The sequence below is a fragment of the Paenibacillus sp. N3/727 genome (assembly GCF_022637315.1).
GTDB lineage: Bacteria > Bacillota > Bacilli > Paenibacillales > Paenibacillaceae > Paenibacillus_AQ > Paenibacillus_AQ uliginis.
Window position 1 is genome coordinate 5,989,820 of the sequence record NZ_CP093336.1, and the last position, 18,834, is coordinate 6,008,653.

Consider the following 18,834-nt stretch of genomic DNA (forward strand, 5'->3'; position numbering starts at 1 on the left):
AGTTTCCTCTGGCTATCCCAGCCCTCATTCTTCCACCGCCAAAGCCGACTGTACTTGTTTACAGCTGAACTGGACGGTCCAGCTCATACAAATGGCGATAGCGCGGATAACGCTTCATCAATTCAGCATGTGTGCCACGCATGACGATGCAGCCCTCTTCCATAAACACAATTTCATCCATTTGCTCCACACCAACCAAGTGATGTGTCACCCAGATCAGCGACTTGCCCTTCAGACTTGCGAACATGGTGGACAGCAGCTCGCGCTCCGTCTTCGGATCGAGCCCTACGGTCGGTTCGTCAAGTATGACAACCGGTGTGTCCTGCAACAAAATACGGGCAAGCGCCACACGCTGCCGTTCTCCGCCGGAGAAGCGCTGCCCGGTTTCCTGCATCCGGGTCTCAAAGCCCTCTGGCAAGGAGTCGACGAGGTCACTCAACCGGGCTCTCCGAACCGCATCCTGAAGATCTTCATCAGACGCATTCATCCGGCCAAGCCGGAGATTGTTCGCCAGTGTCGTATCGAACAGATGCGGACTTTGGTTTAGCACAGACACTACGGATGCCATACCATCACCAAACTGATAAGCATCGGTACCATTCATCGTAACGCGCCCCTCTACTGGAGAGAGCACTCCTTGGATCAAATTCAGCAGAGTCGATTTGCCGGCTCCGGAGCGTCCGATCACAGCTATCTTCGCCCCTTGCGGAATGTCCAGCGAAAGTCCGCCTACCGTAGGCCGATCACCGGACCGCTGCTCTCCGTAGTCAAAGAAGACATCCTCAACCTTTACGTGAACACCGTTAAGGGCGATAGCCGCTGCTTCATCCCTTGTCATACCGGCTTGACTTCCTGCGCCTTGCAGGTGATCAGGCACTTCTTCCTTGATCCCATTCAGCCGGTTTATGGACTGCTCATACTGCGGAATCCGTTCGACCGCTTCCGAGATTGGAAGGAAAGCATCCATAAGCGGAAATACAACGAGCACAAACGCCGCAATGAGCGTAACATCTATGTGGCCATCCGCATATTGTTGTCCCGACCAATACACCATAGACAATACGGTTGCCGCCACCACACACTGACTAATAAAGCCGCGAAATCGTCCCCAGCGCTTCAATGACCGGTCTGTGCGGTCAACGCTGGCTTCGTCTTGTTCATATCCTGTAAGGAAATCTTTCTGACGGCCGCTAATGAACCACTCGCCCATACCGAGCACCGCGTCAGTCAGCTTTTGGTACAGAGCAGCACGCTCATTCTTAATCTCCCGGTTCTTACGCTTGGTAAACAGCAGCGACACGATCGGAAGCACAAAGACGAGCAGGAACACATACGCCGCCATCAAGAGTGCAAACCACGGATCAAATGTGCCGATAGCGATGATTGCACCGCCATACAGCACCAAAGCCACAATAGCAGGGAATACCGTGCGAATATACACATCTTGCAGGTATTCAATATCGTCGGCAAGCACGCCTAACAGATCGCCCGTCTTAAAGCGTGAGGAAAAACGAAGCGCCTGCGGTTCCAGCAGCTGATACAGCCGGACACGCATTTTCGATAAGATGCGGAGAATGGTATCATGCCCTACCAATCGCTCCACATAGTGCATAACCGCCCGGCTGATCCCGAAGGTGCGCACACCGACGACCGGCACATACACCATCAGAATGTTCTCGGGCCGAAGCGCCGACTTTGAGATGAGATAGCCCGAGGTAAACATGAGCATCGACGCGGACAGTATAGTCAGCACACCCAGGATCACAATGAGCAGAAAACGCCAGAAATAGGCTGTGACATACGGACGAAACCACTGTTCCTGCTTCAAAGCACTCCCTCCATTTGCGATGTGATGAGGCCGTAATATACACCTTTACGTGCCATTAACTGTTCATGTGTACCCGCCTCGGCCAGTCGTCCCTGATCCATCACCAGAATGTAATCCATTTCCGTCATCCAGTGCAAGCGATGTGTTGCAAGAAACACCCATTTATTTTGAAACAGGGATACCAGCGTCTCTTTCAGCTCATATTCGGTCTCGATATCAAGATGAGCCGTCGGCTCATCCAGCAGCAGGACAGGACGCTGGCTCAAAAATGCTCTCGCCATCGCGACCCGCTGCGCCTGTCCTCCGCTTAAACTCCGACCTCCGCCGCCAATCAATTCGTCCAACCCGTTCGGCAAAGATGCTGTGACAGCGGTCAGCCCAGCCGCCTCCACCGCTCGCTCCACCTCAGTCCGCGAAGCGTCGGGAGCGTAAAATCTGACATTATCGGCAAGTGAGGCGCCGAACAGATACGGATGCTGCGGAATGTAAGTCACGTTCTTTCTCCATGCCTCAGAAGCTGTATTCTGCAGCTTCACCCCATCCAGCATAACTTCGCCGCTGGTTGGTGCAAGGAATCCCCCCAAAATGTCGATCAGTGTGGATTTACCCGCACCACTTTCACCCACGATGCCGATCCGGCCTCTGCCTTTCAACCGGAAGCTTACACCCTCTAGAGATGCAGGACCATTCTCATCATGCCTCATGCTGATACCGGACAGTTCCAACGCGCTACTGTCCTTCCAATTCAACACAGGCTCAGGTGCATTGCTGTCTCCACTTGTCTGCCCATTTACCGGGCTGCTCATCGGCTCATCCTTAATCATCTCCTGGATGGCTTCACCTGCCTGCTTGCCGTCCAGGGTAGCGTGGAAATCCGCCCCCACCATACGTACTGGCAGGAAATACTCCGGTGCCAAAATAAGAATGGTCAGAGCCGGCAGCAGCTCCAGACCGCCGTTGATCAGACGCAAGCCCAGGTTGACCGCCACAACGGCGACGGACAGCATGGTAAAGAAGTCGAGTGCAAAAGATGACAGAAACGCGACACGAAGCGTGCGCATCGTTGCCTTGCGGTAGCTCTCGCTCACCTCTCCGATGCTCTCGCTGTGCCTCCTGCTCTGCCCCAGAAACTTAAGTGTTTCCAGACCACGAAGGGAATCCACGAAATGGTTGGACAGCATCCGGTACGTATGCAGCTGGCGTTCCGTCTGCTTCCGTGCAGCCAAGCCAACCAAAATTAGAAATATGATCAGAATCGGCATCGTTACGAGCAAGATCACAGCCGAAATACGATCTATATAAAACACATACAACCATACCAGCGCAGGAGTAAAAGCCACCCCCATCATCCGCGGTATGGTTAATTCCGCATATTTGCGGAATTTGGCGATGCCCTCCAGCACAAGCGTGACCACATTGCCTGTTCCCTCGGACCGGACAAATCTCGGGCCCATATGGAACAGCTTATCCATCAGCTGCTTTCTCAGGTCCGTGCCCGTCTCCTCGGCAAACCGCTGCGCTATGCCCTGCTGCAGCAGCCCAATGGCGTGGCGTGCCAGAAAAGCAAGCAGGAACAATACCATTTTACTGTACTGTTCCTGCAGAGAGGATCCGGCAAATAGGGCGGAGATAACCTCCGCCAACCATTTTGCCTGCAATATGATGGCCATGCTTTGTGCCAGGGTACATACGGCAACGACGAGGAATACCGTCTTGACTCCTTTGTATCCTAGCAGATCTTTACCCATCAGTACTCTAAATGCTCCTTCTCATGTACCCGTTTGTGGAAAACGTAGTAGCTCCAAATTTGATAACCTAATACGAACGGTAGCAGTGTAACCGCCACAATCGTCATCACCTTAAGGGAGTATTGCCCTGAGGCAGCGTTTTGGATCGTCAGATCAAACGCACTGTTGATCGAGCTGATCATGACACGTGGGAACAATCCGATGAACACGGACATAACCGACAGGACGATGACCGCCCCGGTCATACCGAACGCCCAGCCGTCTTTCTTGGTTTTCATAAAATAACCGGCTGCCAGGAATGCAATAACACCAAGCACCAGTACGGCTGACAATATGCCGCCCCGAACTTTGAACAAGTCCGTCATGAAATACGTCATAATTCCGAATAGCGCAAGCAGCGCTGCAACCGGGAACAACAGGCGCCGGGCCATAACCCGGGCACGCTCCTGCAAATCTCCTATGGTGCGGAGTGTCGTAAACATGAGTCCATGCAGCAAGCATAGCATAACTACCGTGATTCCGCCTACAACCGTATACAGATTAACTACATCGAAGAATCCAGCATTAAGCTGCATCGATTCGTCAATCGGCAAACCCTGGATCAGGCAGGCGAACACTACACCGAAGAGGAATGGAGGCAGAAAGCTTCCTGTGAAGATGGCACCATCCCAAACCTTTCTCCAGCGTGCATCCCCGACCTTGCCACGGAATTCAAATGCGACCCCACGGGCGATCAAGGCTAGCAGGAGAACGACGAACGGAAGGTAAAATCCGCTGAACAGCGTGGCGTACCAGTTCGGGAAGGCCGCGAACATCGCTCCGCCTGCCGTAATCAGCCACACCTCATTTGCATCCCAGAACGGGCCAATAGAGTTGATAAGCACCCGGCGCTGGGTATCATTCTTGGCCAAGAATTGTGTTGACATACCTACACCAAAGTCGAAGCCTTCCAGGAAGAAGAACCCGATAAACAGAACGGCAACCAGTACAAACCACAGCTCACTAAGAGACATTGCCGATTCCCTCCTTATTGAACGGGTCAGCTGCGTTGTGATCGTCTTCCTCCACCGCATATGGCCCTTTCTTGATAACTTTAACGAACAGATAAGCCATTACCGCAGCCAGCACAGCATAAATCGTACTGAATGCAATGAGTGAGAACAGAATGGAACCTGCGCCTACGTTTGGCGAGATGCTGTCCTTCGTCTGAATCAATCCAAATACAGTCCAAGGCTGACGCCCGATTTCTGTCATTATCCATCCCGCCGTGTTGGCGATAAACGGCAGTGATATGCTGAACAGCAATGCTCTCAGGAACCATTTCCCTGCCTTTTCTACTTTCTTGCGCATTGTCAACCATGTGCCGTACAAACCGAGCAAAATCATAATAGAGCCTGCAGCGACCATGATACGGAAACTCCAGAATGTAGTCCGGACTGGTGGAATGTAGTCACCAGGTCCATACTGCTCCTCATACTGTGCCTGCAGTTCTTTCATTCCGATAACTTCACCGGAAAATTTACTATAGGACAAGAAGCTGAGCATATAAGGAATTTTCAATTCCATCGTATTTTTCTGATTTTCCGGATCAATCCCGGCAAAAACCGTCCATGGAGCCGGATCATCACTCGTTTCCCACAGACTCTCGGCTGCAGCCATTTTCATAGGCTGTGTATCCACCAGATATTGTGCTTGCTGGTGACCGAAGAGAGCAACGAGCACGGAGGAGATCAGAGCGATAATGATAGCAATGTTAAACGATTTTTTAAAGAAATCGATATCCTTCTTCTTCATCAGCTTGTATGCGCTGATCCCCGTAACGAGAAATGCGCCTGTGGCCAATGCCCCGAATACCGTATGCGGGAACTCAACCAACAGCTGACCATTCGTGATCAGAGCGAAGAAATCATTCATCTCGGCGCGTCCGTTGTTCATCTCAAATCCGACAGGACGCTGCATGAACGAGTTGGCGGCCAAAATCCAAAAAGCCGACATTGCTGTGCCGAAGGACACGAGCCAAATACAAAGAAGGTGAACCTTCTTGGACAAGCGGTCCCATCCGAAAATCCACAGTCCGATAAACGTGGACTCCATGAAAAATGCGAGCAGCGCTTCAATCGCAAGCGGCGCTCCGAACACATCCCCGACAAATCGGGAGTAATCCGACCAGTTCATACCGAACTGGAATTCCTGCAAAATACCGGTAACGACCCCTACAGCAAAGTTAATGAGAAACAGTTTACCCCAGAATTTTGCCATCTTCTTGTATACTTCGTTGCCCTTGACGACATACATCGTCTCCATAATGGCAATCAGAAATGCCAAGCCGATGGACAGCGGAACAAAGATGAAGTGAAAAATGGTTGTCGAAGCGAACTGGATACGTGCGAGCATAACCGGATCCATAAAATACCCCTTCCTTTTGGTTCACGTAATAAAGCTTTAAAATTTATCTTTTATTATTTTCTCAGACGACGAACGGAAGAATTGTGATATTTATCACATTAAAGTGCCTGGAAGGGGTTAAATAGTTATAAATTTGTGACGAAAATCACGTTCTCAATAAAAATAAGAAAAAAACAGGATGGACCATGGTTGGTCACCCTGTTTTTTGCAATGATAAGTGTCTCAATCATTTCGTTTTTTTTAAACCGTGGATGGCCCAATTTCGGTTTCAATCAACTTGAACTCGGTCACATCAGCCAGTCCCCGGTTCGTGATCCGAATATCCGGTATAACCGGCAGTGCGATCAACGAGAAGGTCATAAACGGCGCATTCATCGGGCAGCCCAGTTCCTTCCACGCTTCCTCCATTGACACCACTTCAGCAGCTACCGTCTCCAGCGGACGATCCGCCATCAGACCTGCCACCGGCATCGCCACCTTGGCTAGCACCTCGCCATCCCGTACCACGATCATGCCCCCGCCGCAGGCGGCAAGCTCATTGGCAGCAAACGCCATGTCCTCAGGGCTCGTCCCCATAACAAGCAGGTTGTGGCTGTCATGTGCCACCGTGGAGGCGACTGCACCTGATTTTAACTGAAATCCGCTCGCAAAGCCGAGGGATATCTGCCCTGTTCCCTTGTGGCGCTCAATGCAAGCCATCTGGATGACATCCTGTGCCAAATCTGGCTGGATAATGCCCTCTATCACTGGGAGGGTCGCCGTCATTTTGGCGGTTCGGGCACTGTTCTCAATAACACGCACCACGTTTACCTGTGTCTGTGGGGCATTTCCTTTGCTGCGCAGCAGGAAATCATCGGCGGTTAGAGCACGCTGCAGCCGTACCGAGCTGCGGGCTTCCGCTGGATATTCATAAACCGGGAATTCTTTTACGATCTTTCCGGATTCCGCCACCACTTCACCATCAGCAATAACAAGCGAAGGCACCATTTGCTTCAGATCATCAATAAGCAAAATATCCGCCGCTTTACCAGGTGCGATGCTGCCAATTTCCTGCTCCATACCGAAGTACCGAGCCACATTGATCGTTCCCATCTGAATGGCCTTAACCGGATCAACGCCTTCCTCAATCGCCCGGCGTACAACATGGTTCAGATGACCAAGGTTCAGCAGTGTCATCGGATAGACGTCGTCTGTCACAAGGGACATGTTATCGGTACACACGTTATCTTCCGTTACTACTTTGATAACTTCCTTAACATCATGCCATGCGGAACCTTCACGGATCATCAGATGCATACCGAGTCGGACCTTCTGCAGCGCCTGCTCCCTAGTAACCGTTTCGTGGCAAGAGCTGACACCTGAAGCGATATAAGCCTGCAGCATACGCTCATCCTCGGAAGGAAAATGACCGGTAACGGTTTTGCCTGCCTTTAAGGTTGCCTCAATTTCTCCGCACATGGTGGGGTCACCATAAACGACGCCCGGGAAGTTCATTACCTCGCCGAGGCCTTCCACACCCGGCCACTGTAGTCCCGCTTCAATATCGGCTACGCCAAGTGCCGCGCCAGCGTCTTCTAGGTCCGTTGTAGCTGGCACACAAGAAGGAAAAGTTGTAAATACTTTAAGTGGAAGCTGTTGCCCTTCTTCATGCATCCAGCGTACGCCTTCTGAACCGAATACATTCGCAATCTCATGCGGATCCATAAAGATGGAAGTTGTGCCTTTAGCCATCGCTGCTTTGGCGAATTCGGTTACCGTCAGCATCGTGCTTTCCACATGCATATGTCCGTCCAGCAGACCTGGTGCAATGTATCGCCCGTTCGCCTGAATCACATTCGTATTCTCACCGATTGTATGATCAGCTTGTCCGATATAAGCAATTCTTCCAAAGGCCATGACAACATCGACATGCTCCTGAAGCTCTCCAGTAAACACGTTAACGAGTGTGCCGTCCTTGATCACAGTTTCCGCTGCTGCCTGTCCCATTGCGATTTGTCCAAGCCGGTAGCTGACCTCATAACGCTTCTGTCTCTTTTGTGAACTCATATATGACACTCTCCCTTATGATTATAGAAACTTGATAGCTTCAGGCTTCCCCATAATTAGACACGAAATAACCCGGACAGCGCTTCTGTCCGGGTTATCAACAATACATAAAGGAAGAGAGAGTCTGAATTTATACCATACGAATACGTCACGCGGCTTTAACGTGTTGTAAGACCTCGGTTTACTCGAAGGATGATGTTTCTCTCAGCTTTTATGTAGTCAAGTCATTTACGGTAACCTGGTAGAGACGCCTGAGCCTTATTCTCTGGCATATACATAAAAATCTTTTCAGTTGTTGTAAGAATTATAATCCTTTGGTGTCGTAAGTCAATAGAGTGGAAGATATTTGAAATCAAGTAAGTGTGCTCAAACCAAATTACCATATTAAGAATATTTCTTAAAACACTCTGTAAGATGCTGCGCATACGAATCATTCCTACAATCGCTGTTGCCCCCGAATTTCCCTGAATTACTTCCTAAGGGGGAGAAATTCGGGGGCAAAGGCGACCGCTGCCGCTTCTCCGGAATCGATTCGTCCGCTCCGCTACTTCGAAGCAGATCTTAAAATACTAGTTCATGGCTATGCTTGATATACTTATTTCAAGCATTAAGGGGGGAAGGTAGTGATGAATAACATGAAGATGCATATTTGGATCGAAGCCGAGATATGGGCTGAAGGAACATGGGATAAGACAGATACGAATTCGGATGTCATCGTTGTATTTCCTGACCGTTCAAAGTGGATCGCCACCTTTTTTACATATAACAACATTCAGACCTTACGAGAAAAGAACGACCAGACAGGCGAATGCATGAACGGTGCTTATTTTTGGTCGAGTGATATGGTGTTAATCGACATAGTGACCAGGGAACGGATTGAACAGGTTATTCATGATCTCGTTGAAGACAGATCATTTGAATCTGTATTTACGCGTTATCCTGATGTTGAGATTGAAGACGATGAACATTATCCCTCCCGTTTTTTCTCAACGCCTACTTAATACCATAAGCTTTTACTCCCCCAGCTTCGGATCATCACAAAAAAAGAGCTGTTTCCCCATATGCATCTCGCATGGAAACAGCTCACTCAACTTACATATTAATTTCGATCCATACTGTAGCCTCGATCTCCCTGCCATAAGCAATCAATAACGTTATACTGCCAAGCAACGCATTGGCAACAGCCGTCTCCAGATATTAATCTTTCAAACCCCGAGGCAAAATAACCCTGATGCAGGTTCCTTTTCCGATCTCCGATTGGATCTCTACTGTCCCGTGATGGGCTTCCACGATAGCTTTTGCAATGCTCATCCCAAGGCCTGATCCATCGATACTCCCCTCCGTGTTCGTCCCACGGTAATAACGTTCAAACAGGCTCCGCTTCGTTTCCTCGTCCATACCAACACCGTCGTCCTTCACTACGATCGCAGCAGAATTGGCACGCTTCTCCACACCAACTGTAACCGTAACCCCGGGTGGGCTATGCTTAACGGCATTGGAGATCAGGTTATCCATCAGACGATGAAGCCATTTGGCACTACCAGCCGTAAGCACCGGCTCATCACCGCCTTCGAACTGAAACGTCACGCCGTCAAGCGTTGCGTCGTTGACGTATTTCAACACACCGCGGCGGACAAGCTCATTCAGATCAAGCGGGCACATATCCTGCGGTTGGATTTCTGTCTTCAGCCTGAATACAAGCGAGAAATCATCAATAAGCTCCAGCATGTAGTCCCCTTTTTCCCGTATGACGGTTCCCATCTCACGCAGTTCGCCTGGGCTCCAGTCTTCCGCTGCGCTTTCCAGCATGTAGCCGTATCCTTGAATGGAAGACAGGGGGGTTCGAAGATCATGAGAGATACCGGACATCCATTCCTCCCGGTTTTGTTCCAGTGCCTTCCGCTCTCTCTCGGTTGCTGCCAGCTGCTCGGCCATATGATAGAAGGAATGAATAACTTCCTTGTACAACTTATAGCGCATCCGCAGCTTCCCGTTCTTTCGGAATACTTTCTTACGGTCTTTGGGGGTGAGCACTTCCTCGTAGGAGCCGTTGCCCATCCGCTCGAACCATCCGGTAAACAGCAGCAGCGGACGGCTGTATCGGTATCCATGCCAGATCGACATAGCTAACGCAACGACCAGCACGATGATGCATATCCACATCACAACGCTTAGAAGCTGGTTCATGATCGGCTGCTTGCCGACCGTATCATACGGCGTGTGATACACCCAGGTCATTCCGCTGTTCTTGTCCCAATACACATTCACATTCGTTGCGTAGGCACCCGGTATTTCCTGCATCGACATCAGTTCCAGAGGATGATAGCTCTTTTTGTCACCAATTTCCTTGCCAATCGCCTGCTTGATGGTGCCCTCCCCATCGATGATATGCAGATAGCCCCCTGCTCTCCAGACTTCCTGTTCCAACCGATCTTGCTGCGATGAGTCCGGCAAGCCGCCTGCTTGATATTCGGTAAACCAAGATCTCAGCTGGTCTGTACTTTCATCCACCCCGCCGAGCATAAACAATAAGGGATCCTCGTATGTAAGATCCATCTCCAACCCCATCGTATATTTGCCAAGTCGGCGCTCCTCCTTGATCTCCAGCAACCGACTGACTGAATATGACGAAGGCACATCCTTAGGCGTGTTCGTAGCGTGGATAACACGACCTTTCATGTCCACCACCTGGAGCCACATGTTCCGCTCGTATAAAAGATCTTTCCAATATCCTTGCAGATTGACAACGCCATTCTCCGTCACCGTTTCCGCCGTTATACTGCTTAGAACACCCGAAGGAAAGTTGCGCCGAATTTCCTCGTTCGAGACATGCTTAGTCAATACAAACAGAAGCGTGACGAGAAGCATAAACATGAACAGCGAGAAGGCAACCAGCTGATATGTAAAATGAAACGCAAGTCGTCTGCTTACCTTCATCTTTTTGACTCCTTAACCAGCTTGTAGCCTAACCCACGGACCGTAACCAAATAATGCGGATCACTCGGATTCTCTTCAATCCGTTCCCGGATTCGGCGGATGTGCACCATTACGGTGTTGTCCTCACCCATCCCATCAATTCCCCACACCGCCTCATACAACTGTGACTTGGAAAAAACAACGCCAGGATGCTTGCAAAAGTATAACAGCAGCTGAAACACCTGGGCTGGACAAGGCACCGGATCACCGAGCACCTTCAACTCTCCTGCCGTCTCATCCAGTACAAAGCGGCCGAAATCCCACACTCGCTGTATCGGCTGTTCCTGTACCTGAACTCCTGTGTTACCCCATCCGCCCCGCCGAAGCCGGGCCTTAATGCGCGCAGCAATCTCAAGCGGATTAAACGGTTTTGTCACATAGTCGTCCCCGCCCATGGCGAAGCCGGTCAGCACATCCAGGTCGGACGCCTTAGCTGTCAGAAATAAAACATGCGGACTTCCAAACGTCCGAAGCCTCGAGCAGATATCAAATCCGCTTCCGTCTGGCAGCATAACATCCAGGAGCACAATATCAGCCCGGTGCACTTCCATTTCGCGAAGCGCCTCAGCGCAGCTGCCAGCTGTATAGATACGGTTAAAACCTTCCTTGCGAAGGACCATCTGCAGCATTTTTACAATAGCCGGTTCATCATCAACGATTAAAATTTTTGTGTTTTCCATATTATCTTCACCCGATACCATGCTAGCACAACAACCTTAACAGCAGTTAAACAATCATACCCATCGTTAAGAAAAAGTTAGGTTGCCGTTTCTGAGTAATTTAAGTTAGGACGATATACTGAATTCCAAGAGGTGATTAATGTGGGAAATCCACGGAAAAGAGCTGTCGCTGTTGATGCGATTCGGGGCTTCAGCTTACTGGGCATTTTGATGGCCAATATGCTAATTTTTCAATACGGTATGTTCGGAAAAGATGAAATGTGGTTGTTTAAACCTTCATCCTTGGATTTGATCGGTCATGATATGTTAAAAATATTTGTCGAAGGCAGCTTCATGCCGATCTTTACGTTCCTGTTCGGGTACAGCATGATTAAGATGAAAGAGAGTATGAATGCCAAGGGTCTGAAATACGGGCGTAACGTGGTAAGACGTTCGATATTGCTGATTGCTCTCGGTTTTGCGCATTCTATGCTCTGGGATGGCGATATTCTGCTCTTCTATGGTGGCATTAGCTTCTTCCTTCTATTATTTGTGAACCGGAAGCCGAAGACTTTAATGATCTGGGGTATTATTTTCCTTCTTCTTAGCATTGGGATCAGCTATGGTGGTACCTCCGCAACGTCTCCCGAGGATGTACTGCGTATGGAGACCCACGTTAGGGAGACAATCAATTTATATGGCACCGGTACCTATTCAGAAATTATGAACCACCGGACGACTTCAGATCCGCTTGGTCTGCCTGGCGGGATGATGTTCTTTATATTGCTTCTGACCCCCCTTATTCTCGGAGCCTTGTTCCTGTTCGGGATGGCTGCGGCCAAACGCGGTAAATTTATGTCTCCGGAACAGGAAAAAGGATCGTATCTGCGGTACGCGATCATGTTTGTCCCGTTCGGTATCGCCGCAAAAACGGCATCTATCATGCTCGGCTCTACCCATGCATGGAGTGGGATTTTGCACATGGCAGGCGCTCAAATTCTAGCGCTTGGATACATTTATCTGTTTGCCTATATTTATGCCCTCTCTTCCAACAGAAATGTTGTCTTCCGTTCATTTGAAGCGGTTGGCCGGATATCGTTGACGAACTATCTCATGCAAACCGTCATCTGTACAACGATCTTTTACGGATACGGGCTGGGAATGTTCGGTAGACTCGGTGTTTTGACTGGCATCTTAATTGCACTCGGTATCTATGTAGCTCAGGCCATGTGCAGTCTGTTGTATCTGAAACGTTTCCGAACAGGTCCAATCGAGTTCCTGCTGCGTATCGGTACCTATTGGTCATGGAGCGGGCAGGCGAAGCCAAAGAAACCTAAGAGTCCTCCAATTCAGACAGAGGCTTCCTCTTCTTGAGGAGCCTCGGGGTGATTCCTCCAAGATGAAATCGCCTGCATCCATAAGGTATAATGAACATGCAGATATCATCGACTGACATCCCGGATAAGGTAAGCTGGATTACAGCCTAAGGAGGAACAAAAATGCTGGTAGTAACGAATTCGATCAAGGTCAAACCAGGACATGGCAAGGAACTATCCGAGCGGTTCGCGCAGGCGAAAGGCGTACAGGAGATGCCGGGGTTCATCCGGATGGAAGCATGGCATGAGGCCAAGGAAGGTGCCGAAGCCGAGGAGCTCAAGATTTGTACGGTGTGGGAGAACGAGGAAGCTTTTAAAGGCTGGACTTCCAGCGAATCCTTCCGTCAGTCACACCGCGGAGGCAGCAGCGAGTTTATTCTGGGTGCTACTCTCAATAAATATGAGCTGCTTGTCAGCAACCCACCTATAGGTTAACCCTTAGTTACCCGTGAGAAGCATCGGCTTTTCACGGGTTTGTTATTTTTGTGGATTTAACATCAATTTGCTGAGTTTGTTTAGTACTTTTCGACTCATATTTCACAAATAGAGCGCTGTCATCACTATTTTTTCACCACATGATAGGAAAGTTTTATGACCGGTGTAAACTTCATGTAACGGCTTCATAAAAATTCACATTATCAATACAATTTTACTAATTGGGATATAGTAAACAGGAACGATGCCGAAACCCGGCAGATCCCATTTTAAAGGAGGATTTCATCGTGGAAAACACACATGAATTCGTAGAAAAGATGAAAGATAATGCCGAAAAAGCCCGTCATAACAAGGAAAATCACGGCAAGGGTACGCCGAATGCACAATTACCTACAAAACAGCACGGTACGAATAAGTAAACCACCGATGAGCAGAACAGCGATCCTAAGATCGCTGTTTCTTTGCACTAATCGTATAATTTCTGAAAGCATTTTTTAGGTAAAAATGTATAAATAATTATCATAGGTGTATAAATTTTAACTTGCAAGGACGCTGGATTTTTGATAAATACAACATAATACATATTTATGAGAGAGGTGGACCTGTACATGAATCTTACTACACAACAATCGCAAGAAGCGGTATCTTATGTCCAATCCGTATTTGAGACTGTACAAAAGCGCAACCCGAATGAGCCTGAATTCCACCAGGCCGTCAAAGAGATTCTCGATTCACTCGTTCCGGTACTCACCAAATGTCCGCAATACCAATCTGCTGGAATTTTAGAGCGGCTCGTTGAACCTGAGCGCGTCATTACTTTTCGGGTTCCATGGGTAGACGATCAAGGTAAAGTTCAGGTTAACCGCGGCTATCGTGTTCAGTTCAATAGTGCCATTGGACCGTACAAAGGCGGCCTCCGATTCCACCCTTCCGTTAACGTCAGCATCATTAAATTCCTCGGCTTTGAGCAAATTTTGAAAAACTCCCTGACAGGTCTCCCGATCGGTGGCGGCAAAGGCGGCTCCGACTTCGATCCAAAAGGCAAATCCGACAATGAAGTTATGCGTTTCACACAAAGTTTCATGACAGAGCTGTATAAATATATCGGACCAGACGTTGACGTACCTGCTGGTGATATCGGTGTTGGCGCACGTGAAATCGGCTATATGTTCGGTCAATACAAGCGTATCCGAGGCGGTAATGAATCAGGCGTCCTAACGGGTAAATCCATTCAGTACGGCGGAAGCTTGGGACGTCCTGAAGCAACAGGATATGGCTGTGTTTATTTTGTAGAAGAAATGCTGAACTCCAAAGAAATGAGTTTTGAAGGCCAGACTGTCGTTGTATCCGGCTCCGGTAACGTGTCCATTCATGCGATCGAGAAAGCTCAGCAGTTCGGTGCAAAGGTTGTGGCCTGCAGTGATTCTAACGGTTATGTGTACGATCCTGAAGGTATCTGCCTCGAAACCGTTCGCCGTCTGAAAGACGTGGAAAGAAAACGGATCAGCGAATATGTGAAAGAGCATCCGCATGCGGCATACACAGAAGGCTGGATGGGTATCTGGACGATTCCTTGTGATATCGCTCTTCCATGCGCAACGCAAAATGAGATTGACGAAGCATCCGCAGCCATCCTGATTTCCAACGGTGTGAAAGCGATCGGTGAAGGAGCCAACATGCCTTCCACTCTGGAAGCCATCGACCTGTTCCTGAAGAACGACGTTCTGTTCGGTCCTGCCAAAGCGGCAAATGCGGGCGGTGTAGCTGTATCTGCACTTGAAATGTCCCAGAACTCGATGAGACTTTCCTGGACGTTCGAAGAAGTGGACAGCAAACTTCATCAGATTATGAAAAACATTTACAACAGTAGCGTGCAGGCGGCTGAGGAATTTGACTGTGCTGGCAACCTTGTCGTGGGCGCCAACATTGCTGGCTTCCGTAAAGTAGCCGATGCTATGCTCGCTCAAGGTATTGTTTAAAGAACTTTTAAATCTATTCATTGATTCGTTGGGTAACTCGGTATAAGCAGTAAACCTTAATTGTTACATGTTAATGTTTCGGCCCATACCCTGTACTCGGGTTTCAGATTGTAGGCAAAGTCTAACGGAAGCTGATAAGCGCATCAGGTAAGGCGGTATCCATCATCTTCTTTTTGACTTTGTCATCAGCCTGAGACCTGACGGTGCAAGGGGATGGATTGTAATAAACTGAAAAGCCACCTCTGACCCCTTGTTGCTTTATTGCGCTGATGGGGTTACGCACAAAAGCCTCCGTTTCAATCCCTTTGAAACGGAGGCTTTTGTGTATGCTTTTTATTCAATATACTACAGACCGGTCAGCAGAACCGCTGTACCAAGTGCGATAATCCGGGCCATGTTCATCATGACAAAGTTCTGGACAGAATTCGCAAAGGTCATTTCCTTAGACGGATTCGCGGTGAATTTTTTTATGTTTTTGTGTACCGGAATAATCGTCAACAGGACGAGCAGCAGAATGATCGGGTTCACCTTCAAGAACAGCAGCACAATCAGGTCCACATAAGCGAGATAATACATGATACGGAACAGGATTATGGAGTTCGGGCGGCCGATATAAACCGGAAGGGTATATCGTTTGTTCTCGATATCGTCTTCAACATCACAAATATTGTTCGCCAGCATGATGTTAGCAATACCGAGAATGGCTGGAACAGAAATCAGGAACACCAGAATGACCTCAAGCAGATTGACCTGTAGGAGAACCATCCCTCCATCTAATACAAGACTTGCAAGTTGACTTTCATCCACATGAATCCATGTCGAGATAAAAATAATGACAAAACCCATAAACAAACCGGAGAACAGCTCACCGAGTGGCATCCGGGATATCGGAATCGGCCCGAAGGAATACAGAATGCCAACTGCAAAGGACATCCCGCCCAGGAGCAGAATCAGAAGTCCGGTATCTAGAAACAGGGCAATACCTGTGCTGAATGCAGTCAGCAGCAGGATCACGATTACAGCCACTACTGCCCGCTCCTTCAGCTTATAGTGCACAATAGCGTTATGAAATTCATAGCCGAAGCCATGAGTTTTGATCGCTTTTTTATAATCGTAGTAGTTGTTAATTGCCGTGGTCGCCATGTCAAATGAGAGCAGCGATGCCAGCATGAGCACGAAGTGGTATGCGTCAAACTGCTGAAAGCGGAACAGCGCATACACCGTCCCGATCAAAAATGGGATCATGCTCGCCACCTTCGTCTGAATCTCCACCAGTTTTAAAAACGGTTTGATTCCCATCTCCATCCATCCTTCTTAATAAATTATCTAAAAATAGGATAGATTAATTTTTATCATTTAGCTGTGGGAATTGTTCTTGACAACAGGTTGTTTTGTGAAAAAAGTTACAAATCGGCTCTTATTTCACTTAAAGTGCGTGTTCAAAAAGGTCGGTTTTCAGCACCGAGAAGGTTGGATAAAGCTAGGAACTGAGGAGCGGAGCGTACGTTTTGGGTACGTGAGCACCGGAAGGACCGGCTGAATTCAAGATTCGATGCCGAGCCCACTTCCCGATTCACTTCGTGATCAAAAGCGGACTTTTTGAACAACTTCTTAACGACAAAAATCACCCTTGGACAGAAGCGCATATGCGGCTTGAACCTGTCCTAAAGGGTGCTTCGACGTAAGCTATTCCGTTATGAAGTAACTTCATCCTCTTTCGCCGTGCTGCGCCGACGGGCCCACGGGGTGCCCAATAACGGCAGAGCCCACCGGTCCAGACCGTACCAGCCTGCCACTTTCCATGCCAGCACAAGCCAAGTCGCCAGGATGAACAACAGCGGATTTATGCTCACGGAGCCCGCAAAAAGGAAACTTGCATTCATCGTTCCGCCAAAGAAGGCGGCGATGCCTGTCAGGAGACCTACGATAAGTCCCACGCCGACCAATACTTCTCCAAAAGCCACCATATACGAAAAGAGCTTGGCGTTAGGCAGCACAACATTTTCCAGGAATGATGCATACCAGCTGGGGACATCCTTACCGCCTTCCGCTTTCTCAAGTGCTCCTTTGACAAAACCTTGGATTGCGGCTCCCGCTTCGCTTCCTGTCCAAGCGTCAGCGGTCATTTTTTTAATGCCTGCTGAAAGCCATGTATACCCCAAATACAATCGCAAAATCAACCAGATCCAAGCCGAGCGAATACTACCGAACAGAAACATCGACACTGGATTTTCAGGTACCACCACATACTGACCTTCTCTTAAATCCTGCCTCCCCAAACACATCATCTCCATTCTTGTTCAAAGATTACTTTGGTATATAAATACATATATACTATATATAACCATATTCACAAATTTGACACAACTTTTATTTTCAGAAAACTTCAAATTTGTTGTGTCCATAACAAGAATGGAACAGCTTAAACGCTTATTAAAAAATATCCATGCTCAAATATCTCTCTCCGGTATCTGGCGCAATACACACAACCCGTTTCCCAGCGCCCAGCGACTTGGCTACGTTAATCGCAGCGAAGACCGATGCACCGGACGATGGGCCGACCAGAATACCCTCCCTCCGGGCCAAATCGCGAACCGTCTGCAGCGCATCATCATCCGCAATCTGAATGATTTCGTCGTAGACGTCCGTATTCAGAATATCAGGCACAAATCCGGGGCTTGTGCCAACCAGCTTATGGGGTCCTGGCTGTCCACCAGACAATACAGGTGATCCTTTCGGCTCTACTACCGCGATATGCAGCTCCGGCAGATGCTTCCGTAGCTCCTCGCCGGTGCCTGTAATCGTCCCGCCCGTTCCCGCTGTAGCAACAAACGCATCCAGCTGGCCTTCCATCTGCTGCAATATTTCCGGCGCTGTTGTCACACGGTGTATGTCCGGATTCGCCTGATTCTCGAACTGCTGTGGGATAAAACTGCCCGGGATTTGCTCCTTCAGTTCCAAGGCTTTGGCGATGGATCCCGGCATTCGTTCACTGCTCGGCGTCAGTACCACTTCCGCACCGTAAGCCTTCAGTATATTAATTCGTTCCTTCGACATGTTATCCGGCATGATCAGAATGGCCCGGTAGCCTTTGGCTGCTGCAATCATAGCCAGACCGATGCCGGTGTTGCCACTTGTCGGTTCAATGATTGTGCCTCCCGGTGTAAGCACTCCCTGTTTCTCGGCCGTATCGATCAAATTAAAGGCTGCCCGGTCCTTCACACTGCCGGACGGATTGAACATTTCCAGCTTCACATACACATCGGCTGCCCCATCCGGCACGATACGCTGCAGTCGGACCATCGGTGTTCCGCCGATCAAATCTACAATATTATCGTATATTCCCATGGTGGTATTCTCCTTTGAAATAGCAGAATGATT

The 18,834-nt window shown here is 49.0% G+C and carries 15 protein-coding genes and 1 riboswitch; of the genes, 5 read left to right on the forward strand and 10 right to left on the reverse strand.

Translation table 11 applies throughout. The features are described from left to right. Positions 1-58: 58 nt before the first annotated feature. The 5 genes from cydC to ade form a co-directional block, all read right to left on the reverse strand. Positions 59-1,828, reverse strand: a complete 1,770-nt coding sequence (cydC, locus tag MNQ98_RS27965; RefSeq protein WP_241931097.1) for a thiol reductant ABC exporter subunit CydC — start codon at positions 1,826-1,828, stop codon at positions 59-61. Next, positions 1,825-3,576, reverse strand: a complete 1,752-nt coding sequence (gene cydD, locus MNQ98_RS27970; protein ID WP_241931098.1) for a thiol reductant ABC exporter subunit CydD — start codon at positions 3,574-3,576, stop codon at positions 1,825-1,827. Before cydD ends, cydC begins: the two co-directional genes overlap by 4 nt. Then, entirely contained in the window at positions 3,576-4,589 is a 1,014-nt protein-coding gene (gene cydB, locus MNQ98_RS27975; protein ID WP_241931099.1) for a cytochrome d ubiquinol oxidase subunit II, read from the reverse strand. The genes cydD and cydB overlap by 1 nt, the downstream gene beginning before the upstream one ends. After that, complete coding sequence (locus MNQ98_RS27980; RefSeq protein WP_241931100.1) at positions 4,579-5,982, reverse strand: cytochrome ubiquinol oxidase subunit I; 1,404 nt, start codon at positions 5,980-5,982, stop codon at positions 4,579-4,581. Before MNQ98_RS27980 ends, cydB begins: the two co-directional genes overlap by 11 nt. A 240-nt stretch (positions 5,983-6,222) precedes the next feature. After that, positions 6,223-8,028: an adenine deaminase gene (ade, locus tag MNQ98_RS27985; RefSeq protein WP_241931101.1), complete on the reverse strand. Its 1,806-nt coding sequence runs from the start codon at positions 8,026-8,028 to the stop codon at positions 6,223-6,225. Positions 8,029-8,224: 196 nt separating this feature from the next. Further along, positions 8,225-8,326: riboswitch (purine riboswitch) on the reverse strand. A gap of 328 nt (positions 8,327-8,654) precedes the next feature. Here ade and MNQ98_RS27990 point away from each other — a divergent pair. Continuing rightward, positions 8,655-9,029: a hypothetical protein gene (locus MNQ98_RS27990; protein WP_241931102.1), complete on the forward strand. Its 375-nt coding sequence runs from the start codon at positions 8,655-8,657 to the stop codon at positions 9,027-9,029. Between the two features lie 196 nt (positions 9,030-9,225). On the opposite strand, the gene MNQ98_RS27995 is transcribed toward MNQ98_RS27990, so the two are convergent. Together MNQ98_RS27995 and MNQ98_RS28000 are read right to left on the reverse strand one after the other, a co-directional pair. Continuing rightward, positions 9,226-10,965, reverse strand: coding sequence for a sensor histidine kinase (locus MNQ98_RS27995; RefSeq protein WP_241931103.1), 1,740 nt, complete (start codon positions 10,963-10,965; stop codon positions 9,226-9,228). Then, positions 10,962-11,684, reverse strand: a complete 723-nt coding sequence (locus MNQ98_RS28000; RefSeq protein WP_241931104.1) for a response regulator transcription factor — start codon at positions 11,682-11,684, stop codon at positions 10,962-10,964. The genes MNQ98_RS27995 and MNQ98_RS28000 overlap by 4 nt, the downstream gene beginning before the upstream one ends. Before the next feature lie 141 nt (positions 11,685-11,825). Between MNQ98_RS28000 and MNQ98_RS28005 the strand changes: the two genes are divergently transcribed. The 4 genes from MNQ98_RS28005 to gdhA all read left to right on the forward strand — a co-directional run bounded on the left by MNQ98_RS28005 (position 11,826) and on the right by gdhA (position 15,453). Then, on the forward strand, positions 11,826-13,037 hold the full coding sequence (locus MNQ98_RS28005; RefSeq protein WP_241931105.1) for a DUF418 domain-containing protein: 1,212 nt from the start codon (positions 11,826-11,828) through the stop codon (positions 13,035-13,037). A 125-nt stretch (positions 13,038-13,162) separates the two neighbouring features. Continuing rightward, positions 13,163-13,474, forward strand: a complete 312-nt coding sequence (locus MNQ98_RS28010) for an antibiotic biosynthesis monooxygenase (protein ID WP_241931106.1) — start codon at positions 13,163-13,165, stop codon at positions 13,472-13,474. Positions 13,475-13,761: 287 nt separating this feature from the next. Further along, positions 13,762-13,893: a DUF4023 domain-containing protein gene (locus MNQ98_RS28015; protein WP_241931107.1), complete on the forward strand. Its 132-nt coding sequence runs from the start codon at positions 13,762-13,764 to the stop codon at positions 13,891-13,893. A gap of 189 nt (positions 13,894-14,082) precedes the next feature. After that, positions 14,083-15,453, forward strand: coding sequence for an NADP-specific glutamate dehydrogenase (gene gdhA / locus MNQ98_RS28020; RefSeq protein WP_241931108.1), 1,371 nt, complete (start codon positions 14,083-14,085; stop codon positions 15,451-15,453). A gap of 345 nt (positions 15,454-15,798) precedes the next feature. Here the strand turns inward: gdhA and menA are convergent, their stop codons facing one another. From menA to cysK, 3 genes are all read right to left on the reverse strand, one after another. Next, complete coding sequence (gene menA / locus MNQ98_RS28025; protein WP_241931109.1) at positions 15,799-16,752, reverse strand: 1,4-dihydroxy-2-naphthoate polyprenyltransferase; 954 nt, start codon at positions 16,750-16,752, stop codon at positions 15,799-15,801. Positions 16,753-17,147: 395 nt separating this feature from the next. After that, positions 17,148-17,672 (reverse strand): DoxX family protein, encoded by a 525-nt coding sequence (locus tag MNQ98_RS28030; RefSeq protein WP_241934061.1) that lies wholly within the window; start codon positions 17,670-17,672, stop codon positions 17,148-17,150. 214 nt (positions 17,673-17,886) lie between these two features. Then, entirely contained in the window at positions 17,887-18,801 is a 915-nt protein-coding gene (gene cysK / locus MNQ98_RS28035; protein WP_241931110.1) for a cysteine synthase A, read from the reverse strand. Positions 18,802-18,834 lie beyond the last annotated feature (33 nt).